Origin of the sequence: Bacillus sp. 1021, from assembly GCF_014534735.1 — a bacterium.
Lineage (GTDB): Bacteria > Bacillota > Bacilli > Bacillales > Bacillaceae > Bacillus > Bacillus siamensis.
The window spans coordinates 683,463-702,357 of the sequence record NZ_JACVSR010000001.1 but is presented as its reverse complement, the minus strand read 5'-3'; the positions used below and the strand labels follow the sequence as shown (position 1 = coordinate 702,357).

Annotated in this window: 18 protein-coding genes; all 18 read right to left on the bottom strand. The window is 45.8% G+C overall.

The window, feature by feature from the left end; all coding sequences use genetic code 11:
* Positions 1-3 precede the first annotated feature (3 nt).
* Complete coding sequence (fliI, locus tag ICW23_RS03760; protein WP_016936121.1) at positions 4-1,320, bottom strand: flagellar protein export ATPase FliI; 1,317 nt, start codon at positions 1,318-1,320, stop codon at positions 4-6.
* Positions 1,317-2,069 carry a flagellar assembly protein FliH gene (fliH, locus tag ICW23_RS03755; protein WP_016936122.1) on the bottom strand — a complete coding sequence of 251 codons (753 nt, stop codon included), beginning with the start codon at positions 2,067-2,069 and terminating at the stop codon, positions 1,317-1,319. The genes fliI and fliH overlap by 4 nt, the downstream gene beginning before the upstream one ends.
* Positions 2,062-3,078 (bottom strand): flagellar motor switch protein FliG, encoded by a 1,017-nt coding sequence (fliG, locus tag ICW23_RS03750; RefSeq protein WP_003154256.1) that lies wholly within the window; start codon positions 3,076-3,078, stop codon positions 2,062-2,064. Before fliG ends, fliH begins: the two co-directional genes overlap by 8 nt.
* A gap of 12 nt (positions 3,079-3,090) precedes the next feature.
* The gene (gene fliF, locus ICW23_RS03745; RefSeq protein WP_188154040.1) at positions 3,091-4,701 is read right to left on the bottom strand and encodes a flagellar basal-body MS-ring/collar protein FliF; all 1,611 of its coding nucleotides are present in this window, start codon (positions 4,699-4,701) and stop codon (positions 3,091-3,093) included.
* 42 nt (positions 4,702-4,743) lie between these two features.
* Complete coding sequence (gene fliE, locus ICW23_RS03740) at positions 4,744-5,064, bottom strand: flagellar hook-basal body complex protein FliE (protein ID WP_016936124.1); 321 nt, start codon at positions 5,062-5,064, stop codon at positions 4,744-4,746.
* Between the two features lie 10 nt (positions 5,065-5,074).
* Positions 5,075-5,527 carry a flagellar basal body rod protein FlgC gene (flgC, locus tag ICW23_RS03735; RefSeq protein WP_016936125.1) on the bottom strand — a complete coding sequence of 151 codons (453 nt, stop codon included), beginning with the start codon at positions 5,525-5,527 and terminating at the stop codon, positions 5,075-5,077.
* On the bottom strand, positions 5,527-5,916 hold the full coding sequence (gene flgB / locus ICW23_RS03730; protein ID WP_016936126.1) for a flagellar basal body rod protein FlgB: 390 nt from the start codon (positions 5,914-5,916) through the stop codon (positions 5,527-5,529). Before flgB ends, flgC begins: the two co-directional genes overlap by 1 nt.
* A 353-nt stretch (positions 5,917-6,269) precedes the next feature.
* The gene (gene codY, locus ICW23_RS03725; RefSeq protein WP_013352252.1) at positions 6,270-7,049 is read right to left on the bottom strand and encodes a GTP-sensing pleiotropic transcriptional regulator CodY; all 780 of its coding nucleotides are present in this window, start codon (positions 7,047-7,049) and stop codon (positions 6,270-6,272) included.
* A gap of 37 nt (positions 7,050-7,086) precedes the next feature.
* Complete coding sequence (gene hslU, locus ICW23_RS03720; RefSeq protein WP_016936127.1) at positions 7,087-8,490, bottom strand: ATP-dependent protease ATPase subunit HslU; 1,404 nt, start codon at positions 8,488-8,490, stop codon at positions 7,087-7,089.
* 16 nt (positions 8,491-8,506) lie between these two features.
* Positions 8,507-9,052, bottom strand: a complete 546-nt coding sequence (hslV, locus tag ICW23_RS03715) for an ATP-dependent protease subunit HslV (protein WP_016936128.1) — start codon at positions 9,050-9,052, stop codon at positions 8,507-8,509.
* A 15-nt stretch (positions 9,053-9,067) separates the two neighbouring features.
* Entirely contained in the window at positions 9,068-9,985 is a 918-nt protein-coding gene (gene xerC / locus ICW23_RS03710; protein WP_016936129.1) for a tyrosine recombinase XerC, read from the bottom strand.
* Between the two features lie 69 nt (positions 9,986-10,054).
* Positions 10,055-11,362, bottom strand: a complete 1,308-nt coding sequence (gene trmFO, locus ICW23_RS03705) for an FADH(2)-oxidizing methylenetetrahydrofolate--tRNA-(uracil(54)-C(5))-methyltransferase TrmFO (RefSeq protein ID WP_045926122.1) — start codon at positions 11,360-11,362, stop codon at positions 10,055-10,057.
* 64 nt (positions 11,363-11,426) lie between these two features.
* Complete coding sequence (topA, locus tag ICW23_RS03700) at positions 11,427-13,502, bottom strand: type I DNA topoisomerase (protein WP_045926121.1); 2,076 nt, start codon at positions 13,500-13,502, stop codon at positions 11,427-11,429.
* A gap of 181 nt (positions 13,503-13,683) precedes the next feature.
* Positions 13,684-14,583 carry a DNA-processing protein DprA gene (gene dprA / locus ICW23_RS03695; RefSeq protein WP_049628464.1) on the bottom strand — a complete coding sequence of 300 codons (900 nt, stop codon included), beginning with the start codon at positions 14,581-14,583 and terminating at the stop codon, positions 13,684-13,686.
* Positions 14,584-14,650: 67 nt separating this feature from the next.
* Complete coding sequence (sucD, locus tag ICW23_RS03690) at positions 14,651-15,553, bottom strand: succinate--CoA ligase subunit alpha (RefSeq protein ID WP_016936133.1); 903 nt, start codon at positions 15,551-15,553, stop codon at positions 14,651-14,653.
* Positions 15,554-15,581: 28 nt separating this feature from the next.
* Positions 15,582-16,739 (bottom strand): ADP-forming succinate--CoA ligase subunit beta, encoded by a 1,158-nt coding sequence (sucC, locus tag ICW23_RS03685; RefSeq protein ID WP_016936134.1) that lies wholly within the window; start codon positions 16,737-16,739, stop codon positions 15,582-15,584.
* 167 nt (positions 16,740-16,906) lie between these two features.
* Positions 16,907-17,188 carry a FlhB-like flagellar biosynthesis protein gene (locus ICW23_RS03680; RefSeq protein ID WP_016936135.1) on the bottom strand — a complete coding sequence of 94 codons (282 nt, stop codon included), beginning with the start codon at positions 17,186-17,188 and terminating at the stop codon, positions 16,907-16,909.
* Complete coding sequence (locus ICW23_RS03675; RefSeq protein ID WP_188154039.1) at positions 17,185-18,888, bottom strand: glycosyl transferase; 1,704 nt, start codon at positions 18,886-18,888, stop codon at positions 17,185-17,187. The genes ICW23_RS03680 and ICW23_RS03675 overlap by 4 nt, the downstream gene beginning before the upstream one ends.
* Between the last annotated feature and the right edge of the window lie 7 nt (positions 18,889-18,895).

The following is an 18,895-nucleotide window of genomic DNA, read 5'->3' as shown; positions in this document are numbered from 1 at the left end:
TGTTTATTCCTCTTTTCCTGTCATACTCGTCAATACCGCAATACTGTCTTCCAATTGAGCAGGTTCTTCCGTTCCTTGTTTTAAAAATTGAATGAGCTGCGGATAAAACTGAATCGCTTCATCAATTTCTCTCGATGACCCTCTTTTGTAAGCTCCGATATTAATGAGGTCTTCAGAGTTTTGATAAGTTGACAGAAGATCGCGGAATTTGTTGGCCGCCTCTATATGCGCGGCGTCTGAAATATTAGACATAACCCTGCTGATGCTCTTCAGGATATTCACCGCCGGGAACTGCCCTTTGTTGGCAAGCGCCCGATCGAGAACGATATGCCCGTCTAATATTCCGCGCACCGTATCGGCAATCGGTTCATTCATGTCGTCTCCGTCAACGAGAACCGTATAAAAAGCGGTTATCGTCCCTTGTTCATTCGCACCCGTTCTTTCCAGTAAACGAGGCAGAATAGCGAACACGGAAGGTGTATATCCTTTTGTCGTCGGCGGTTCCCCCGCTGCCAGCCCGATTTCACGCTGAGCCATCGCAACCCTCGTGACGGAGTCCATCATGAACATGACATTCCGGCCTTTATCACGGAAATATTCCGCAATGGCGGTCGCTGTATATGCCGCTTTCAAACGCATTAATGCAGGCTGATCAGAAGTCGCGACTACGACAATCGAGCGTTTCAAGCCTTCTTCGCCTAAATCCTTCTCAATGAATTCCCGCACCTCGCGCCCCCGTTCACCGACGAGTGCGATGATGTTTAGATCGGCTTCGGTCTGCTTTGCGATCATTCCCATCAAAGTGCTTTTTCCGACTCCGCTTCCGGCAAAAATTCCGATTCTCTGCCCTTTTCCTACTGTCAGCAGACTGTCAATCGACCTGACACCGACACCCATCTTTTCCCGTATCGGCGGCCGTTTCATCGGGTTTGGCGGCGGCTGTTCCGTCGAAACGGGAGACAATCCTTTCGGAAGCGCCCTGCCGTCAAGAGGCTCACCGAACGCATCAACAACCTGTCCGATTAAACCTGCGCCTACTTTGATACGGAGAGACTCGCCGGTAGCCTCCACAATGCTGCCCGGCGCAATGCTTGCCGCTTCCAGATAAGGCATTAACAGTATGTTTTCATCCTGGAAGCCTACAACCTCAGCTTTAATCGCTTTTTTTGAATGACCTTTCGGATAAATGAGACAAACATCTCCGATCGAGCTTTCGGGCCCTTTTGATTCAATCATCAGCCCGATGACACGTTTAACCTTACCGTAGCGTTTGTACGGATCCGCTGTTTCAATCGAGTCTATTAAATACTGTGTCTTCATTGCTCCGCTCCCGCCTCAAGCGCCGTTAAAAGCTTTTGCTTTAATTGCATCAGCTGGGTGTCTATTCCTGCATCAACCCGTCCGAACGGTGTTTCTATGGAGCACATTCCCTTTGCAGCTTTTTCATCGGCATACAAGCTTAACCTGCATTCTTTGTATAACAGCTGCTGAATTTCATCCATATGCTGATGAACCGTCTCATAATATTCCGGGTCCACATAAATGGAAATGTCATCATAATCTTTCACTTCGGCTATTACCTGTTTGACTAACAGAAGAAAAGCTTCTTTATCATCACTTTTTTGCCGCCAAACTTTTTTAGCGAGTGCAACGGAAAGCTCAATGATTTCTTCCTCAGCGCTTTCCAGCTTTTCCTCGACTGACTGTCTGGCCATTTCCATAACGGCATTGGCCCGGCTGATGAGGTCTGCGTATTCGGCCTGAGCCTCGGCTTTTCCCAATGCCATGCCTTCGTTATATCCTTCTGCCTTTGCATCTTCCATCAGTCTTTGTTTTTCATCCGCCCAGCGGCTTTTCTCTTCCTCAATCTGCCGGAGGGTGTAATCCAGCTGTTTTTTCGCTTCTTCAGATACCCTGTCGGCTTCTGCTTTGGCAAAAGCCATGAGAGCTTCAGGATTTTCTTCCTCCAGGTCGAGCTGGGGATGCGTTTTCCTGACTTCTTGCAAGGAAAGCTTGCGCCGTTTCTGTTCAGGAGAAAATGATGATTGCTGTTTAATGATATTAGACAATAATATCGTCTCCTCCGCCTCGCGCGATTACAATTTCACCGGCTTCTTCAAGCTTGCGGACGACGCCCACGATTCTTGATTGCGCCTCTTCCACATCACGCAAACGCACAGGCCCCATAATTTCCATTTCTTCTTTAAACGTTTCAACCATACGCTGTGACATATTGCTGAAGACGATCTCTTTGACTTCCTCGCTCGCAACCTTCAATGACAGCAGGAGGTCGTCATTTTCAACGTCTCTAATCACGCGCTGAATCGCACGGTTATCAAGGGTGACAATATCTTCAAAGACAAACATCCGTTTTTTGATTTCATCCGCCAATTCAGGATCTTGTATTTCTAATGAATCAAGGATCGTTTTTTCCGTTCCTCTGTCTACGCCGTTTAACACTTCAACAACGGCTTCTATGCCGCCTGTCTGCGTATAATCCTGCGTAAAGGAGGAGGACAGCTTTTGTTCAAGAACCCGCTCCACCTCATTTATGATTTCAGGAGACGTCCTGTCCATAACCGCAATCCTTCTCGCCACCTCAGCTTGAACGTCCGGGTTCAGCTCAGACAAAATCTGTCCGGCCTGCACCGGGTCAAGGTAGGATAAAATCAGCGCCATCGTTTGCGGATGTTCCTGCTGAATGAAATTCAAAATCTGTTCGGGCTCCGCTTTTCTAGCGAAGTCAAACGGCTTTACCTGCAATGAAGAGGTCAGCCTGTTTAAAATGCTTACCGCTTTGTCTTCTCCGAGCGCTTTTTCAAGCACTTGGCGGGCGTAATTTAAACCGCCTTGAGAAATATAATCCTGAGCGATTGCGATATTATGAAATTCTTCAATGATTTCATCTTTTCTCTGATGATCGACGCTTCTGACTCCCGAAATCTCGAGAGTCAATCTTTCAATTTCTTCTTCAGACAAATGCTTGTACACAGAGGCTGATACATCAAGACCTAAGGAAATCATGAGGATGGCTGCTTTTTGTTTTCCTGTAAGCTTGTTCTGATCACGTTTCGCCATTTTCCATTCCCCCTAATCCTCGTCCAGCCAGCTTCGAAGCAATTTTGCAAAGTCTTCCGGTTTTTCTTTAGCCATTTTTTCAAGCTGTTTTCGTCTGACTGTTTCTTCCGTTTCATTTTTCTCTTCGTTGATATCAGGCAATCGAACCGGCTCCGGCGCCGTTTCATATTCGTATTCTTCATACTCATCCTCTTGAGAGCGTTTCTTTCTGATGAGGAGAATAATAAGCAGAATAATGGCTGCAAGCAGCACCCCGCCTGTAATGTATACCCAGATCGGGAGACCCGAAGATTGTACCGAATTTGTGTTCAGGCTTGTTTTCCCGTCAAACGGCTGTACGGAGACAACGATTTTATTGTTAATATCATTGGCCGTCAGGTTTTGATTTTGCGTTTCATTTTTATCAAGGGACGTTCTGACAACCGTTCCTAAAATCTTCTGTATATCAGCCTGTCTCTGCGCTGATAATGAGGCGGCATTTTTCGGATTCGGCGGTTCCACCATGACCTGAATGCCTAAATCACGCACTTTATACGGGCTTTCTGCGATTTCTTTATGAATGCGGTTGACTTCATAGTTGATTTTATTGCTGCTTTTTTCGTAGTCTCCGCTGTTTGAACCGTCATTCGCCTGTTTATAGTTCGCGGTGTCATTGCTGCCCGTTCCGGCTGTTCCGCCGTTGGCCGCGCCGTCGCCTTTATACGTTTCCGCAACTTTTTCGGCGCTTACCGCTATGCCTTCCATGTTATCTTTATCGACAGGCTCAACAATGTCTTCAGTGCGTTTTTCTTTCGTGAAGTCAATATCTGCCGTAACCGAAACCACGACTTTATCCTGCCCCATCATTGTGCCGAGCAGTGATTGGACATGTTTTTGAATATCCTTTTCGACCTGCGACTTAATCCCTTGCTGAGAAGCATAACTGTCAGAAACGGACCCTGCACCGCTGTCACTTTTGTCATAATATGTAGAATTTTGATCCATTATGACGATATTATCTTCTTTTAAGTTCGGGACGCTTTTAGAAACGAGATGGTACAGCCCGTTGATCTGGCTTTGATCAAGCGAGTAGCCCGGTTTAATCTGCAAAACGATCGATGCGGATGCTTCCGGCTGATCTTCACCGACAAACACGGCTTCTTTCGGCATATTGATCATGACCTTCGAGCTTTTAATACCGTCCATTTCATTTATCAGGTTTGACAATTCAGTCTGAGTCGCCTCAACCTTTAAAACGTCAAACTCATTATCTGTCAGGCCGAAGCCCGCATTCTGTCCGAAAAACGAATAATCAATTGAACCCGTTTTCGGCAGGCCTTCCGCGGCAAGCTGCACTTTAAGCGAATCCACTTGGCTCTCAGGAACCTTAATGACCGTGCCGCCGTCAGCAAGTTCAGAAGACACCTTTTTCGTATCGAGCTCTTCTTTAATCTTCCCCGCTTCTTCCGCGGACAAGTCTTTATAAAGAGGCACCATCTTTTCAGACGAAGTAAAAATAATAACGACGATGAGTAAAATAATGAATGCGGCCAAGCCGCTTACCATGAGTATCTTCTGTGTTTTTGATCTGTTATTCCAAAACGCTGCCGTTTTGGTTTTCATTTGCGTTAGAGTACGATTCATGTTAACCCCCGGTCATTCCAGTCATTCTCTTTCATCTGACCACTACATCTGCATTCTCATGATTTCCTGATAGGCTTCCACAGCTTTATTGCGGAATTCGGTAGCGGCCGTCAGAGAAATATTTGCTTTTTGGGCAGCGATCATGACCTCGTCAAGGTTTACATCCTTTCCTGCAGCCAGTTTGTTCGTTATTTGGTCAGATTGCACTTGCGACTCATTTAACGAATCAATCGAGTTTTTTAAAAGCTCCGAAAAGCTTGTTTGATTTGAAGAATCAGTTTTTTGAGCTTGATTTAATTGATTCGTTACGTTTTGAGTGTTTTGGGTTTGTTGAAGCTGAAAAGGAGTAATAGCGTTAACCACTTACATCACCTTACTTTCCGATTTCTAAAGCCTTTAAAAGCATGCCTTTGGAGGCGTTCAATGCCGTCACGTTTGCTTCATATGATCTCGTGCTGCTGACAAGATCCACCATTTCCTTTAGTGGGTCTACATTAGGTTTTTGTACATATCCGTCTTTATTCGCATCGGGATTTTCCGGATCGTAAACAAGATTAAAAGCGGATGGGTCTTCCGTAATCGAAGATACCTTTACGCCATTTCCGGCGTTTCCGATTCCGTTCATCTTGGAATTTAAAAGGGACGAAAATGATTCGCCTCCGGATTGGAGAGAAACCAGCTTTCTTCTGTAAGGCACCCACTCGCCATTGACCTGCTTCGCTCTTGTTGTGTCCATATTGGCCAGGTTGGACGATACGACGTCCATCCGGACACGCTGTGCAGTTAAAGCAGACCCAGAAATATTTAAGCTTTGAAAGCCACTCATTATTTTCCTCCTGTCAAGACTGTTTTCAGGGAATTGAATTTGCCGCTCATTCTTTCAACCAAAGCCTGATAATTAATTTGGTTTTCGGCTAAATCTGTCATTTCTTTGTCGATATCGACATTGTTTCCGTTTTGCTGGTACGATGTGTCACCGCTGGACACGATGGAATAATCGTCCCCCGAATCCGTAAAGTCAACGTGTCGATAGTCGGTTTTTACAGCCTCAAGATTGGATGTTTCCTGATCTAACAAATTTCGGAAAGAGACTTTTTTTGCCTTATAGTTCGGTGTATCTATATTGGCGATATTATTAGTTAAGACTTTTTGCTTAATGTCCGCTCTCCCCAAGGCATTCTCAAGATTTTGTATAGTTCCAGAAAATAAGTCCAAATCCACTTACCTCCATTTCAGATATTTTTCTCCTAAAAATCCTTGTCGAGAATTGTAAAACCATATGCTTATTGTAAGAAATAACAGGCTTAAAGTCTATGAAGTTAGGCTAAAAAAAAGTGCTCATTTGTATCTATTTTGTACATAGGTATTAAGTCCTAGAGTATTTGGACTACAAGCATTTGGTTAATATAAGACTGAAAATAGCTGAATTTCTGTATCTTCCCCTTTTTCTCACACAGCAAGATGGATTATCTCAGATCAGATTCCAATAATCAACTTTAAACTCCAACTTTTCACCTATTGTCCATAAAAAAAGCAGGACCCCCGCTTTTAGGGATCCTGCTTTTGGATTAATGAGATTTTAGGTTTTCCAATTCAATAAGGAATTTATTGTTCAGAACTTTAATGTAAGTCCCCTTCATTCCAAGTGATCTGGATTCAATAACGCCGGCGCTTTCGAGCTTTCTCAGCGCGTTAACGATGACTGAACGGGTAATGCCTACACGGTCGGCAATCTTACTTGCCACAAGCAAGCCTTCGTTTCCGTCAAGCTCTTCAAAGATATGCTCAATCGCTTCAAGTTCACTGTAAGACAAAGAACTGATCGCCATTTGAACAACTGCTTTGCTTCGCGCTTCTTCTTCGATTTCTTCTGCTTTTTCTCTTAAAATCTCCATTCCTACAACGGTTGCTCCGTATTCAGCAAGAATGAGATCATCATCTTCAAATTGGTCCTGCAGACGGGACAGAATCAATGTGCCCAGACGCTCTCCTCCGCCGATAATCGGCACAATCGTCGTTAAGCCCGCTTGGAACAGGTCTCTGTTTTCAACAGGAAAAGCCGTATATTCGCTGTTGATATCAAGGTTTGAAGATGTCTCCGGAACGTTGAAAAGGTTTTTCGTGTACTCTTCCGGGAACTGGCGGTCTTCAAGCATTTTTTTCATGCGGTCATTTTCGATCTGCTGATTAATAGAGTAGCCCAAAAGCTTTCCTCTGCGGCTGACGACGAAAATATTAGAATCAATGACGTCGCGAAGCGTTTCTGCCATTTCTTTAAAGTTTACGGGTTTGCCTGCCGCAGCCTGCAGCATGCTGTTAATAATTCGTGTTTTTTGTAGTAAAGCCATGTTAAATAATCCTCCTAGAATTCCTGTTATTAAATTTTTACAATATAAATTGACTTAGATCTTTGTTGTTTGCAATCGATCCGAGCTTTTCTTCAACGTATTGCGGCGTGATGGCGACTTTTTCCATCGTCACGTCCGGCGCTTCAAACGACAGGTCCTCCAAGAGACGTTCCAATATCGTGTGAAGCCTTCTTGCTCCGATGTTGTCCGTATCCTGATTCACATGATAAGCCACTTCGGCGATCTTACGAATAGCTTCGTCAGAAAATTCAAGAGATATACCTTCTGTCTGCAATAAAGCCTGATATTGTTTTAACAGCGCATTATCAGGTTCGACGAGAATTTTCACAAAATCATCCACCGTCAGCTTGCTCAGTTCTACACGAATCGGAAAGCGCCCCTGCAGCTCCGGAATCAGATCAGACGGTTTGGCCATATGGAATGCCCCGGCGGCTATAAACAGCACGTGGTCGGTTTTGACGGAGCCGTATTTCGTGACGACGGTCGAGCCTTCGACAATCGGAAGGATATCCCTTTGGACGCCCTCTCTCGAGACATCGGCCGAGGAAGAAGCCCCTCCGTTTTTTGCGATTTTATCTATTTCGTCAATAAAGATGATGCCGCCCTCTTCAGCTCTTAACACGGCTTCCTGGCTGACTTCATCCATATCGATTAATTTGCTTGCCTCTTCATTGGTCAGAACCTTTCTTGCCTCTCTGACCGTCATTTTGCGGCGTTTCTTCTTTTTAGGCATCAGATTGCTCAGCGCATCCTGCATATTCATGCCCATCTGCTCCATGCCGGAGCCTTGCAGCATGTCAAACATCGACGGCTGCTGCTCTTCCACCTCTACGGAGACGTAATGGTCTTCGAGCTCTCCCAATGCGAGCTGATGCGCCATGCGCTTTCTTTTCTCTTCAAGGCTCGCTTCTTCCTGCTGATCGCTTTCATCATCGCTTGACGGCTGGCTTCCTCCGAAAAGCATTTCAAACGGATTTTTCACACCCGCTTGTTTTTTCTTTCCCGGAACGAGAAGCCGCACAATGCGTTTGTTTGCATTTTCTTCAGCCTGTTCTTTCACTTCGCTGATTTTTTCTTCTTTAATGAGCCGCACGGATGTCTCAACAAGGTCTCTGACCATTGATTCGACATCTCTGCCTACATAGCCGACTTCTGTAAATTTTGTCGCTTCAATTTTTATAAATGGCGCACCGGTAAGCTTGGCGATCCGTCTGGCGATTTCTGTTTTCCCCACCCCTGTCGGACCCATCATCAGGATGTTTTTGGGAACGATCTCATCTCTCAGTTTTTCATCAAGAAGACTTCTGCGATAGCGGTTTCTTAATGCCACGGCGACAGCTTTTTTTGCATCCTGCTGTCCTACAATGTATTGATCCAACCGATCTACGATTTGTCTCGGTGTTAACGGTTTGTTTTCCATGCGCCTCAAGTCCTTTCTATTCAAGTTCTTCCAAAATGATCTGATCGTTTGTGTACACACAAATCTCGCCTGCGATTTTCAAAGCGGCTTTTGCAATTTCTTTGGCGGACAGGTTTTCTCCGGCATAAGTTTTCAGCGCTCTTCCTGCTGACAGGGCGTAGTTTCCTCCGGAGCCGATTGCCAAAACGCCGTCATCCGGCTCAATCACTTCACCTGTTCCCGATACGAGAAGCAAGGTATCCTGGTTCATGACAATCAGCATGGCTTCCAGCTTGCGCAGCACTTTATCGCTGCGCCATTCTTTCGCAAGCTCAACCGACGCACGTTTTAAATTGCCGTTGTATTCTTCAAGCTTCGCCTCAAACATTTCAAAAAGTGTGAAAGCGTCTGCAACAGATCCCGCGAAGCCGGCCAGAACCTTTCCGTTAAACAGCTTTCTCACTTTTCTCGCAGTATGTTTCATGACTACAGCCTGACCGAATGTGACCTGGCCGTCTCCTGACATAGCGCTTTTTCCTTTATGCTGGACGGCAAAAATCGTTGTCGCATGAAAAGATGACATGAGAAGGGCCTCCTTTTAATTTTCTTTAAAAGCTCTCGGATGGTGGGACATATATGTGTTTCTCAGCATTTCCTTCGATACATGCGTGTATATCTGCGTGGAAGACAGATTAGAATGGCCCAAAAGCTCCTGGACGCTTCTTAAGTCAGCCCCTTCATTCAGCAGATGGGTCGCAAACGTATGCCGAAGCATATGCGGGTGTATATGTAAAGTGCCGGATGCCTTTTTTACAAGCCCGCTTAAAATATACCGGATGCCTCTGGCGGTAAGCGGACCGCCTCTTTGATTGACAAACAGCAAATCATGAGGCTCTTTTGCTTTTTCAAGCAGGCACTGCCTTCCGCTATTGATATACAGCTCCAGCGCATCACGGGCATATGAGCCGAACGGGATGTAGCGCTGCTTCCTGCCTTTCCCGTGAACGAGCACCGTATCCATAGATAAGTCAAGATCGCCGACAGTGAGCGTACAGCACTCACTGACCCTCATTCCGGTCGCATATAGAAGCTCAAGCAAGGCCTGATCGCGCATCCCTGACGGCTTGCTTCTGTCTGAAACAGCGAATAGTTCCTCAAGTTCTTTTTCATAAAGAAACTTCGGAATCCGTTTTTCTTGTTTCGGCAGATGAACAAGCTGAAACGGATTCTCTTCAACAAGCTTTTCCCTCATCAAAAATTTATAGAAGCTTCTCAAAGCTGAAATCTTCTTGCTGATTGTTTTTCTTGACAGGCCTTTTTCATAAGCTTCTGTCAAAAATATTCTCACATCATGATATGCAGCTTCTTTCAATCCATTTATATTTTGAGCATGCAGAAACATCCCAAATTCTTCAATCGAATTAACATAATTCACAATAGTATATTGTGAATAATTTTTTTCAATTTGTAAATATTCAACGAATAACTTTAAAAAAAAGTTAACATTCTCCGCCATTATTATGACCTTCCTCTCCGAAGGGCTTTTAAATGGTATCATATAATGCATTGAAGTTGCAATGAAAAGCTATATCGTTTTCGAAATAGTTTGAATAGTTTCAATTGCGCGTTTAGCGTATTCTTCATTTCGTTCTTTTTTGTTTTTAATTTTAACAGGCAGTTCTTTTAACAGGCCGAAGTTTGCGTTCATCGGCTGGAAGTTCTTCTGGTTCGTCGTCGTAATGTAATGAGCCATGCTTCCGATCGCCGTCTCCTGAGGGAATGTCACAAGGTCCTCACCGAGCACAAGTTTGGCCGCATTGATTCCCGCCACAAGGCCTGAAGCAGCAGATTCAACATAACCTTCTACGCCGGTCATTTGGCCTGCGAAGAACAGGTCGTTCCGCTGTTTAAATTGATATGTCGGATTCAAGAGGCTAGGCGAGTTGATAAATGTGTTTCTGTGCATGACGCCGTATCTGACGATGTCAACATTTTCAAGTCCGGGGATCAGTTTAAGCACTTCTTTTTGGTCTCCCCATTTTAAATGTGTCTGAAAACCTACAATATTATATAGCGTTCCTGCCGCGTCATCCTGTCTGAGCTGCACGACTGCATAAGGCCGCTTGCCTGTTTTAGGATCTTCCAGCCCGACCGGTTTCATCGGTCCGAACAGCATCGTTTTCTTGCCTCTTTTCGCCATGACTTCAATCGGCATGCAGCCTTCAAAGAAAATTTCTTTCTCGAATTCTTTTAACGGAACCGTCTCAGCCGTCGTCAGCGCTTCATAGAAACGGTCAAACTCTTCTTCTGTCATCGGGCAGTTTAAGTATGCCGCTTCTCCCTTGTCATAACGGGATTTTAAGTAGACTTTATCCATATCAAGGCTGTCTTTTTCAACAATCGGCGCCGCCGCGTCATAAAAATACAGGTACTCTTCTCCGGTGAGTTCTTTCAGCTGCTGTGAAAGCGATTCTGACGTAAGCGGTCCGGTCGCAATAACTGTCGGGCCTTCCGGAATCTCTGTTACTTCCTCAGTAAGTACCGTTACGTTCGGATGGTTTTTCACGAGATCCGTCACGCTTTGCGCAAATTCATGACGGTCAACGGCAAGCGCTCCCCCTGCCGGAACCGAACATTTATCAGCAGATTGAATGATTGCTGAGTCAAGCGCCCGCATTTCTTCCTTTAATACACCTACCGCATTGGCAAGCGTATTTGAACGGAGGGAGTTGCTGCATACCAGTTCGGCAAATTTATCAGTGTGATGGGCTGCCGTCTGCTTTACGGGCCGCATTTCATATAGTTTTACTTGAATTCCTCGTTTTGCAAGCTGCCATGCTGCTTCACTTCCGGCAAGGCCTGCTCCGATTACATTAACTGTTTGCTGGTTCATTTCTTTTCATCTCCTGTTGTTTGTTACTTCCACACAAAGAAGGTGAGCAAGGCTCTGCTCACCGCTACTTCTGTGGTTCTTCCTTATAATCGCATTCGACACATTGGACTTGTATGCCTTTTTTAAGCTTTTTCTCTACGAGCATATTTTCACATTTCGGGCATTTTCGTTCAATCGGTTTATCCCAAGATACGAAGTCACAGTCAGGATAACGGTCACAGCCGTAAAAGACGCGTTTCTTTTTTGATTTTCGTTCGACAATGTTTCCTTCATGACACTTAGGACATTTCACGCCGATTTGTTTAACAATCGGTTTTGTATTGCGGCAGTCAGGGAAGTTGGAGCATGCCATGAATTTGCCGTACCGGCCCATTTTATAAACCATCCGGGAGCCGCATAACTCACAATCTTCGTCGGCGTATTCAGGTTCAATTTCCACTTCTTTCATTTCGGCTTCCGCTTTTTTCACACGCTTTTCGAAATCGGAATAGAAGCTGTCAATGATTTGAACCCATTCTGTCTGACCGTCTTCAACATGGTCAAGGTCTCTTTCCATTTTTGCCGTGAATTCAACGTTAATGATTTCCGGGAAAAACTCCATGATGAGATCCAGTACAATCTGTCCGAGCTCAGTCGGCACAAACCGTTTATTGTCTAATGCCACGTAACCGCGCCGCTGGATCGTGTCAAGAGTCGGCGCATATGTGGAAGGACGGCCGATACCGAGTTCTTCAAGCGTTTTAACCAAGCGCGCCTCTGTGTAACGCGGCGGCGGCTGAGTAAAGTGCTGCTCGGGCTCAATATCTTTCGACAAAACCGTGTCTCCCTCTTTAAGGTCCGGAAGCATACGGTCTTTTTCTTCCAGCTGATCGTCTTTACCCTCTACATAGACTTTCATGAAGCCGGCGAATTTGACTTTACTTCCGTTTGCCCGGAATGTCAATCCGTTATTGCTGAGATCGACACTCATCGTATCCAGAACGGCTGGCGCCATCTGACTTGCAACAAAGCGCTCCCAAATCAGCTTGTATAATCTGAGCTGGTCTCTGCCAAGCACCGCTTTTAAATCGGCAGGTTTTCTGAGTACTGAAGTCGGGCGGATCGCTTCGTGAGCATCTTGAGCGTTTTCATTTTTCTTTGCCGGTTTCCGTTTTCCCGCTAAGTACTCTTTTCCGTACGCCTGATCAATAAAAGCTGACGCCTCTTCAACGGCCGTGTTGGAAATCCTCGTTGAGTCCGTTCTCATATACGTGATGAGTCCGACTGTACCTTCTTTACCGAGATCAATTCCTTCATATAATTGCTGAGCGATCATCATCGTTTTCTTCGCTCTGAAATTCAGCTTTCTTGCAGCCTCCTGCTGCAGGGTGGACGTTGTAAACGGCAGAGCGGGATTTCGTTTCCGCTCTTTTTTCGTAACCTTGTCTACTGTATACTTATTGCCTTTCAGCTCAGCAAGAACGGCTTTTACGTCTTCTTCACTTTTTAAAGGAAGCTTTTTGCCGTTTTTTCCGAAAAAGCCGGCTTCAAACGTCTCTTTTCCTTTTAGAAATGAGCCGGTAATCGTCCAGTACTCTTCAGGTTTAAAGTCGTTGATTTCCTTTTCCCGGTCAATGATGATCCGGAGCGCAACGGATTGCACGCGGCCCGCACTGAGGCCTTTTTTTACTTTTTTCCAAAGAATCGGGCTGATTTTGTATCCGACGAGCCGGTCTAATATGCGGCGCGCCTGCTGCGCATCCACAAGATCCATGTTAATCATGCGCGGATGTTTAAATGATTCTTTAATGGCGTCTTTTGTTATTTCATTAAAGACGACCCGGCAGTCAGAGTTGAGATCCAGATCAAGACTGTGCGCGAGATGCCATGCAATCGCTTCCCCTTCTCTGTCGGGGTCGGCCGCGAGATAGACTTTTTTTGCTTTCTTTGCCGCTGTTTTTAATTCTTTTAAAACAGGGCCTTTTCCGCGGATCGTAATATATTTCGGTTCAAAGTTCTGTTCGATGTCAACTCCCATTTGACTTTTTGGAAGATCCCGGACATGTCCCATTGAAGCTTTGACTTTATATTTCTTTCCTAAATAACGTTCAATCGTTTTCGCCTTTGCCGGCGATTCCACGATGACTAGATAATCAGACATTTTCATCCCCCTCAAGAGGTGTTCTCTCTCTTTTCAAGTATCAATTCATTTTAGAGCTGCCTTTTTATGGCTTTCAACATTTCATTCTTTATGATGAACGTCATTTTATACATGAAAATAATGTGCAACTTTAAATCCTCACTATTATTAAATATTACAATACCGTTTGTCAAACGATATTTCAAAAGGGTTCCGTATACTGAACGCCTCGGGCGGTCAGCTCTCCGTCAATATCCTCTGCGCACAATACAGCTTTCGCCCCTTCTTGAATGAGTTTTATAGGTCCTCCGGAATATGGATTAAATATGGAACCGGGAACTGCAAATACCTCTCTCCCTTGATCGAGGGCCTGATAAGCTGTGATTAATGAACCGCTTTTTTCTTTTCCCTGCACGACTACAATTCCTTCACTTAATCCGCTGATTATACGGTTTCTCATCGGAAAGTGCCACTTTTTCGGCTTTGTTTCAGGAGGATGTTCTGAGAGTAGGAGGTGGTGTTCAGCCATGTATTCTGCTAACAGGAGATTTTCCCGGGGATAAATGTGATGGAATCCGCCGGCTATCACGCCGATCGTAAGCCCTTTTGCCCTGATGCTCGCCTTATGAGACAATCCGTCTATGCCGGATGCAAGCCCGCTTACGATGACCCAGCCTTTTTTTGAGAGTTCAGCGGTAAGATGCCCAACCGCTTTTATTCCGTCTTCCGTCGGTTTCCGCGTGCCCACAATCCCAATTTTTCGGCCTTTTTCAAGAAGCTGCGTGTTCCCTTTTGCAAACAAGACAGCCGGCGGATCATAAATCGTTTTAAGCCATGAAGGATAGCGGCTTGATGAAATCGGGATGACTGTAATGCCTTCGCGGCGGTAATCGGACAGAACTTCATCGAGTTCCGAATCCTTGCGCTCTATTTCTCGAAAAATGGCTTTCGGTGCTGTTTTCCCTTCTGATAAAACGGTTAATGGATGCGGATCCCGTAAAAAAGACAGGGAGTGATCAGCTTTCCACCATTTTAATAGAAGAGACGGGGAAATAATTTGATTGATACTGCAGACCATTAAACAGCGCGATGCTTGATCCAAATCTGGCAACCTCCTCTTTTTTTCACAGTAAAAACAGGAACAGCCGTTACGGCTGCCCCTGCTTCGGTCAGTGCGTTTTGCACGTTTCAAATAAGCCTTTTTCTTTTAACACCTTAATCAGCGTTTCGCCCATTACAGAAGGGGTTTCCGCCACTTCAATCCCGCAGGCGTTCATCGTTTTGACTTTTTCTTCTGCCGTGCCTTTTCCTCCGGAGATGATGGCGCCCGCATGGCCCATGCGTTTTCCCGGTGGAGCGGTTTTACCGCCGATAAAGCCGACAACAGGCTTCGTCATGTTTGCTTTCACCCACTCAGCCGCTTCCTCTTCAGCTGTGCCGCCGATTTCTCCGATCATGATGACGGCATGTGTTTCAGGATCTTCATTGAACGCTTTTAACACGTCAATAAAGTTCGTGCCGTTGACCGGGTCACCGCCGATTCCTACAGCGGTAGATTGGCCTACGCCGGCTTCTGAAAGCTGATGGACGGCCTCGTATGTCAATGTTCCCGAACGGGATACAACGCCTACATGCCCCTTCTTATGAATGTATCCCGGCATAATGCCGATTTTGCATTCTTCAGGCGTAATAACACCCGGGCAGTTCGGCCCTATTAATCTCGTTTTCTTGCCTTCCATAAAGCGCTTCACTTTCACCATGTCCAAAACCGGGATGTGCTCAGTGATACAAATGACAAGATCAATTTCCGCGTCAACCGCTTCCATAATTGCGTCCGCCGCAAATGGAGCCGGCACGTAAATGACTGACGCATCAGCGCCTGTTGTACGAACCGCTTCTGCGACCGTATTGAATACCGGTACGCCTTCAGCCTCCGTTCCGCCTTTACCAGGTGTTACACCGCCAACGATATTCGTGCCGTATTCCAGCATCTGCTTTGTATGAAATAAAGCGGTAGAACCTGTAATCCCCTGTACAATAACTCTCGTATCTTTATTGATAAAAACACTCATTATCTGGTCCCCTGCCTTTCATTCTTTCCTAAACTAAGGATACGATTTTCTGCGCGCCGTCTGCCATTGATTCCGCAGATGTAATGTTTAAGCCTGATTCATTCAGGATTTTCTTTCCTAAATCTACGTTTGTCCCTTCAAGGCGCACGACCAGCGGCAATGTCAATCCGACTTGTCTCGTCGCTTCAACAACGCCCTCGGCGATGACATCACACTTCATGATGCCTCCGAAAATATTTACGAAAATTCCTTTTACGTTTTGATCGGAAAGAATGATTTTAAAAGCTTCCGTTACTTTTTCAGCGGTGGCGCCGCCCCCAACATCCAGGAAGTTTGCAGGTTCTCCGCCGTAGTGTTTAATGATATCCATTGTAGACATCGCAAGACCCGCGCCGTTTACCATACAGCCGATATTTCCATCAAGGGAAATGTAGCTCAGATCGTATTTTGACGCTTCGATTTCTTTCGGATCTTCTTCGTCTAAATCTCTGTATTCCATAATATCTTTTTGTCTGTATAACGCATTGCTGTCAAAGTTCAGCTTAGCATCAAGCGCCATGACGTTTCCGTCTCCCGTGACGACGAGAGGGTTGATCTCGGCGATGGAGCAGTCCTTCTCAACAAATGCTTTATATAAACCGAGCATAAATTTAGCGGCTTTGCCGACAAGCTCTTTCGGGATGTTAATTGCGAATGCAATTTCCCTTGCCTGATAGCCTTGAAGGCCGACAGCCGGATCAATAACCGCTTTTTTAATTTTTTCAGGTGTTTTTTCCGCTACTTCTTCAATCTCCGTTCCGCCTTCTTCAGACGCCATTAAAACGATTCTTGAAGTGGCGCGGTCAAGTACAAGCCCGACATAGTATTCCTTTTTAATATCGCAGCCTTCTTCAATAAGTAAGCGTTTTATTACTTGTCCGTCCGGACCCGTTTGATGGGTGACAAGCGTCTTGCCTAACAGTTCTTCAGCATACCCCTTCACTTCATCTATTGTTTTTGCAATCTTTACCCCACCAGCTTTGCCGCGGCCGCCAGCATGGATTTGCGCCTTTACGACATAAACCGAGCTTGACAGGCTCTCTGCTTTTTCAACTGCTTCCTCTGCTGTAAAAGCCACTTTACCTTCAGGAACAGACACCCCGTATTTTCTGAGGACTTCTTTTCCCTGGTACTCATGGATATTCATTTCCCATCCTCCTAACTTATGTAGCAAAACTAAAAATAGACTGCGCTTTCATTCTATATAATACTGGAAGAATTGTCTAGGGTTCAAAACAAAATCTTTATATCCTTCCGAACATTCTATTTTATTGAAAATATAAATTTATACGGAGTCCGGGAAATGAATGTTCCTTATTTTTCGTTTTTCAGGCTTTCATCCAGTCGGTAAACAAATGAAAAAATTTCAGCAACGGTCTCATAAAGCGCTTCCGGTATCTGATCGTCGACCGTCAAATGGCGCATTAATTCGACAAGGGTTCTGTCTTCCTGAATGGGAACCCCCGCCTTCTCAGCTTCTTTTATGATATTTTCCGCAACATGCCCCCTGCCTGTTGCGACAACCTTTGGGGCTTGGTCTTTCTGCCGGTCGTAATGCAGGGCGACAGCTCTTCTTAACGGCGTTTGCTCTTTCATATTTTCACATCCACTTTTCGTCCGCCGTCTTTTTCTATAAACTCTTCCACAAGAGCGCTCTGGTCTTTCGGTCGCCGCTTTTTAGCCGTAACGCCCGACAGACTGAAGCCCGTTTCTTTCACAGCCTCTTTTAAAGCCGGTACGAGAGGGTCGATGGCCGCCTGAAGCTCAAAATCGGTCTCAACCGTAATGGTCATTACATTTTGCTGAATCATACAGTCCACGACGGTTTCTTGCAGCGTTTCAAGGTGCAGCAAAAACAGGAGCCTGCAATGTGAGGGATCGAGTTTTCCGTCCGGCTTCTTTCGTCCTTTAAAGAGAACTGTGATGTCATTCTCATATGCGGACGCTCCCAGCGGAAATGACAGCACCATCTGCGTAAAAGATGGATTCTGCTGCTCAATAAACAGCTGTCCGTTTAATTTATGAATGAGCGGTTCTGCCTCTTGTTTAACGGATTGGGGCGCGTCTTGAAGCGTCCGGACGGCTTGGAGAGCCGTTTTCAGCGCTTGTTTCTCCGGCTGCGGAGCCGCGCCTTTTTCAAGCGCTGTAATGAATGATAATTCATCACGGGTGCCCAGCCCTTTTTTGATTCTTTGCAAAAGGCTTAATACGTCATGTTTTTCCGCATATTTCAGTTCAGTAAGCTGAACGGCTTTTTCGAAAACAGCCGCCTCCTGTTCTGTCATTTGTACGTTTTGGAGAACAGGTGCTGTTTTGGATGTTTTATCTTGAGAAATGAAAGCCTTGATGATCTCCGCCGTTTCTTTTACGGGACGGTTTTCATTCTTTTCGGCTGATGTCATTAATTTTTCGATAAGCTGTCTTGCCGCTTTTTCAGGCAGCTCCGTATCTGGCCGGGCACGCGGAGGAGAAGGGCGGCTTGAGACTGCCTTTACGTTTTCACGAGTCTCTCGGACAATTGGTGATTGTTTTAATTCCGTCCGTTCCCCTTTATCCATCGGCCCGGTTTCTGAAATCGGCATGCGTGCGGCCTCGGCAAGCTTCTTCAAGAGGCGCTCTGCATGAAGATCCGTTTCCGCGTCTAACACGCCAGAAACCGCCTCTTGAAGCGCGGACAGCTCTTTTGCCGATTGCGGAGCCTGATTGATTGCCTGAAGCAGTCCGGAAAGAAGGCGGCGGGTCGGAACCGGATATTTAACGGCATGAATGGCTGACAAGACTTCAGGGTGCGCGGGCAGTTCCCGTTTCAGCGCAAATACGATTGTTTCTGCCGCCTTTTTCAATTCGGCGGCCGGAAGCGATTCAGCCCAGCGGATGCAGGCTTTGAGGCTGTTTTCCGTCATTGGCAGCTTCTGCTGCATAAACGTTTCGGCAATCTGCAGAGATACCGGGTTCGGTTTGACGGAAAGAGCGTTTAACAGTCTTCCCGCCGCTTCCTGAACGGTTTTCGGGCTTCCATCAAATTGGTCAACAACATGAAGCCGGCCTATTTTTTCCGCCGGCTGTCTGTCATAAGAAAACCAGTAATATGCCTGAGGACGGAGGGCGGTTTCAAGCTTTCCCTGCATCGTCCGGCCGCCGATTTGGATAAGCGCGCTTTGATCGTCCAGCAAACGGAGAACCTTCCCTAACAGCAGTCTTTTTTCGCCGCTGTCTTTACCGCCGTCTTGCCGATCCTGAGAGATTTCCGCCGTCAGCTGTCTGAAAGCCGCTTGGATTTCGCCGCTTATGTTCATGTCTTAA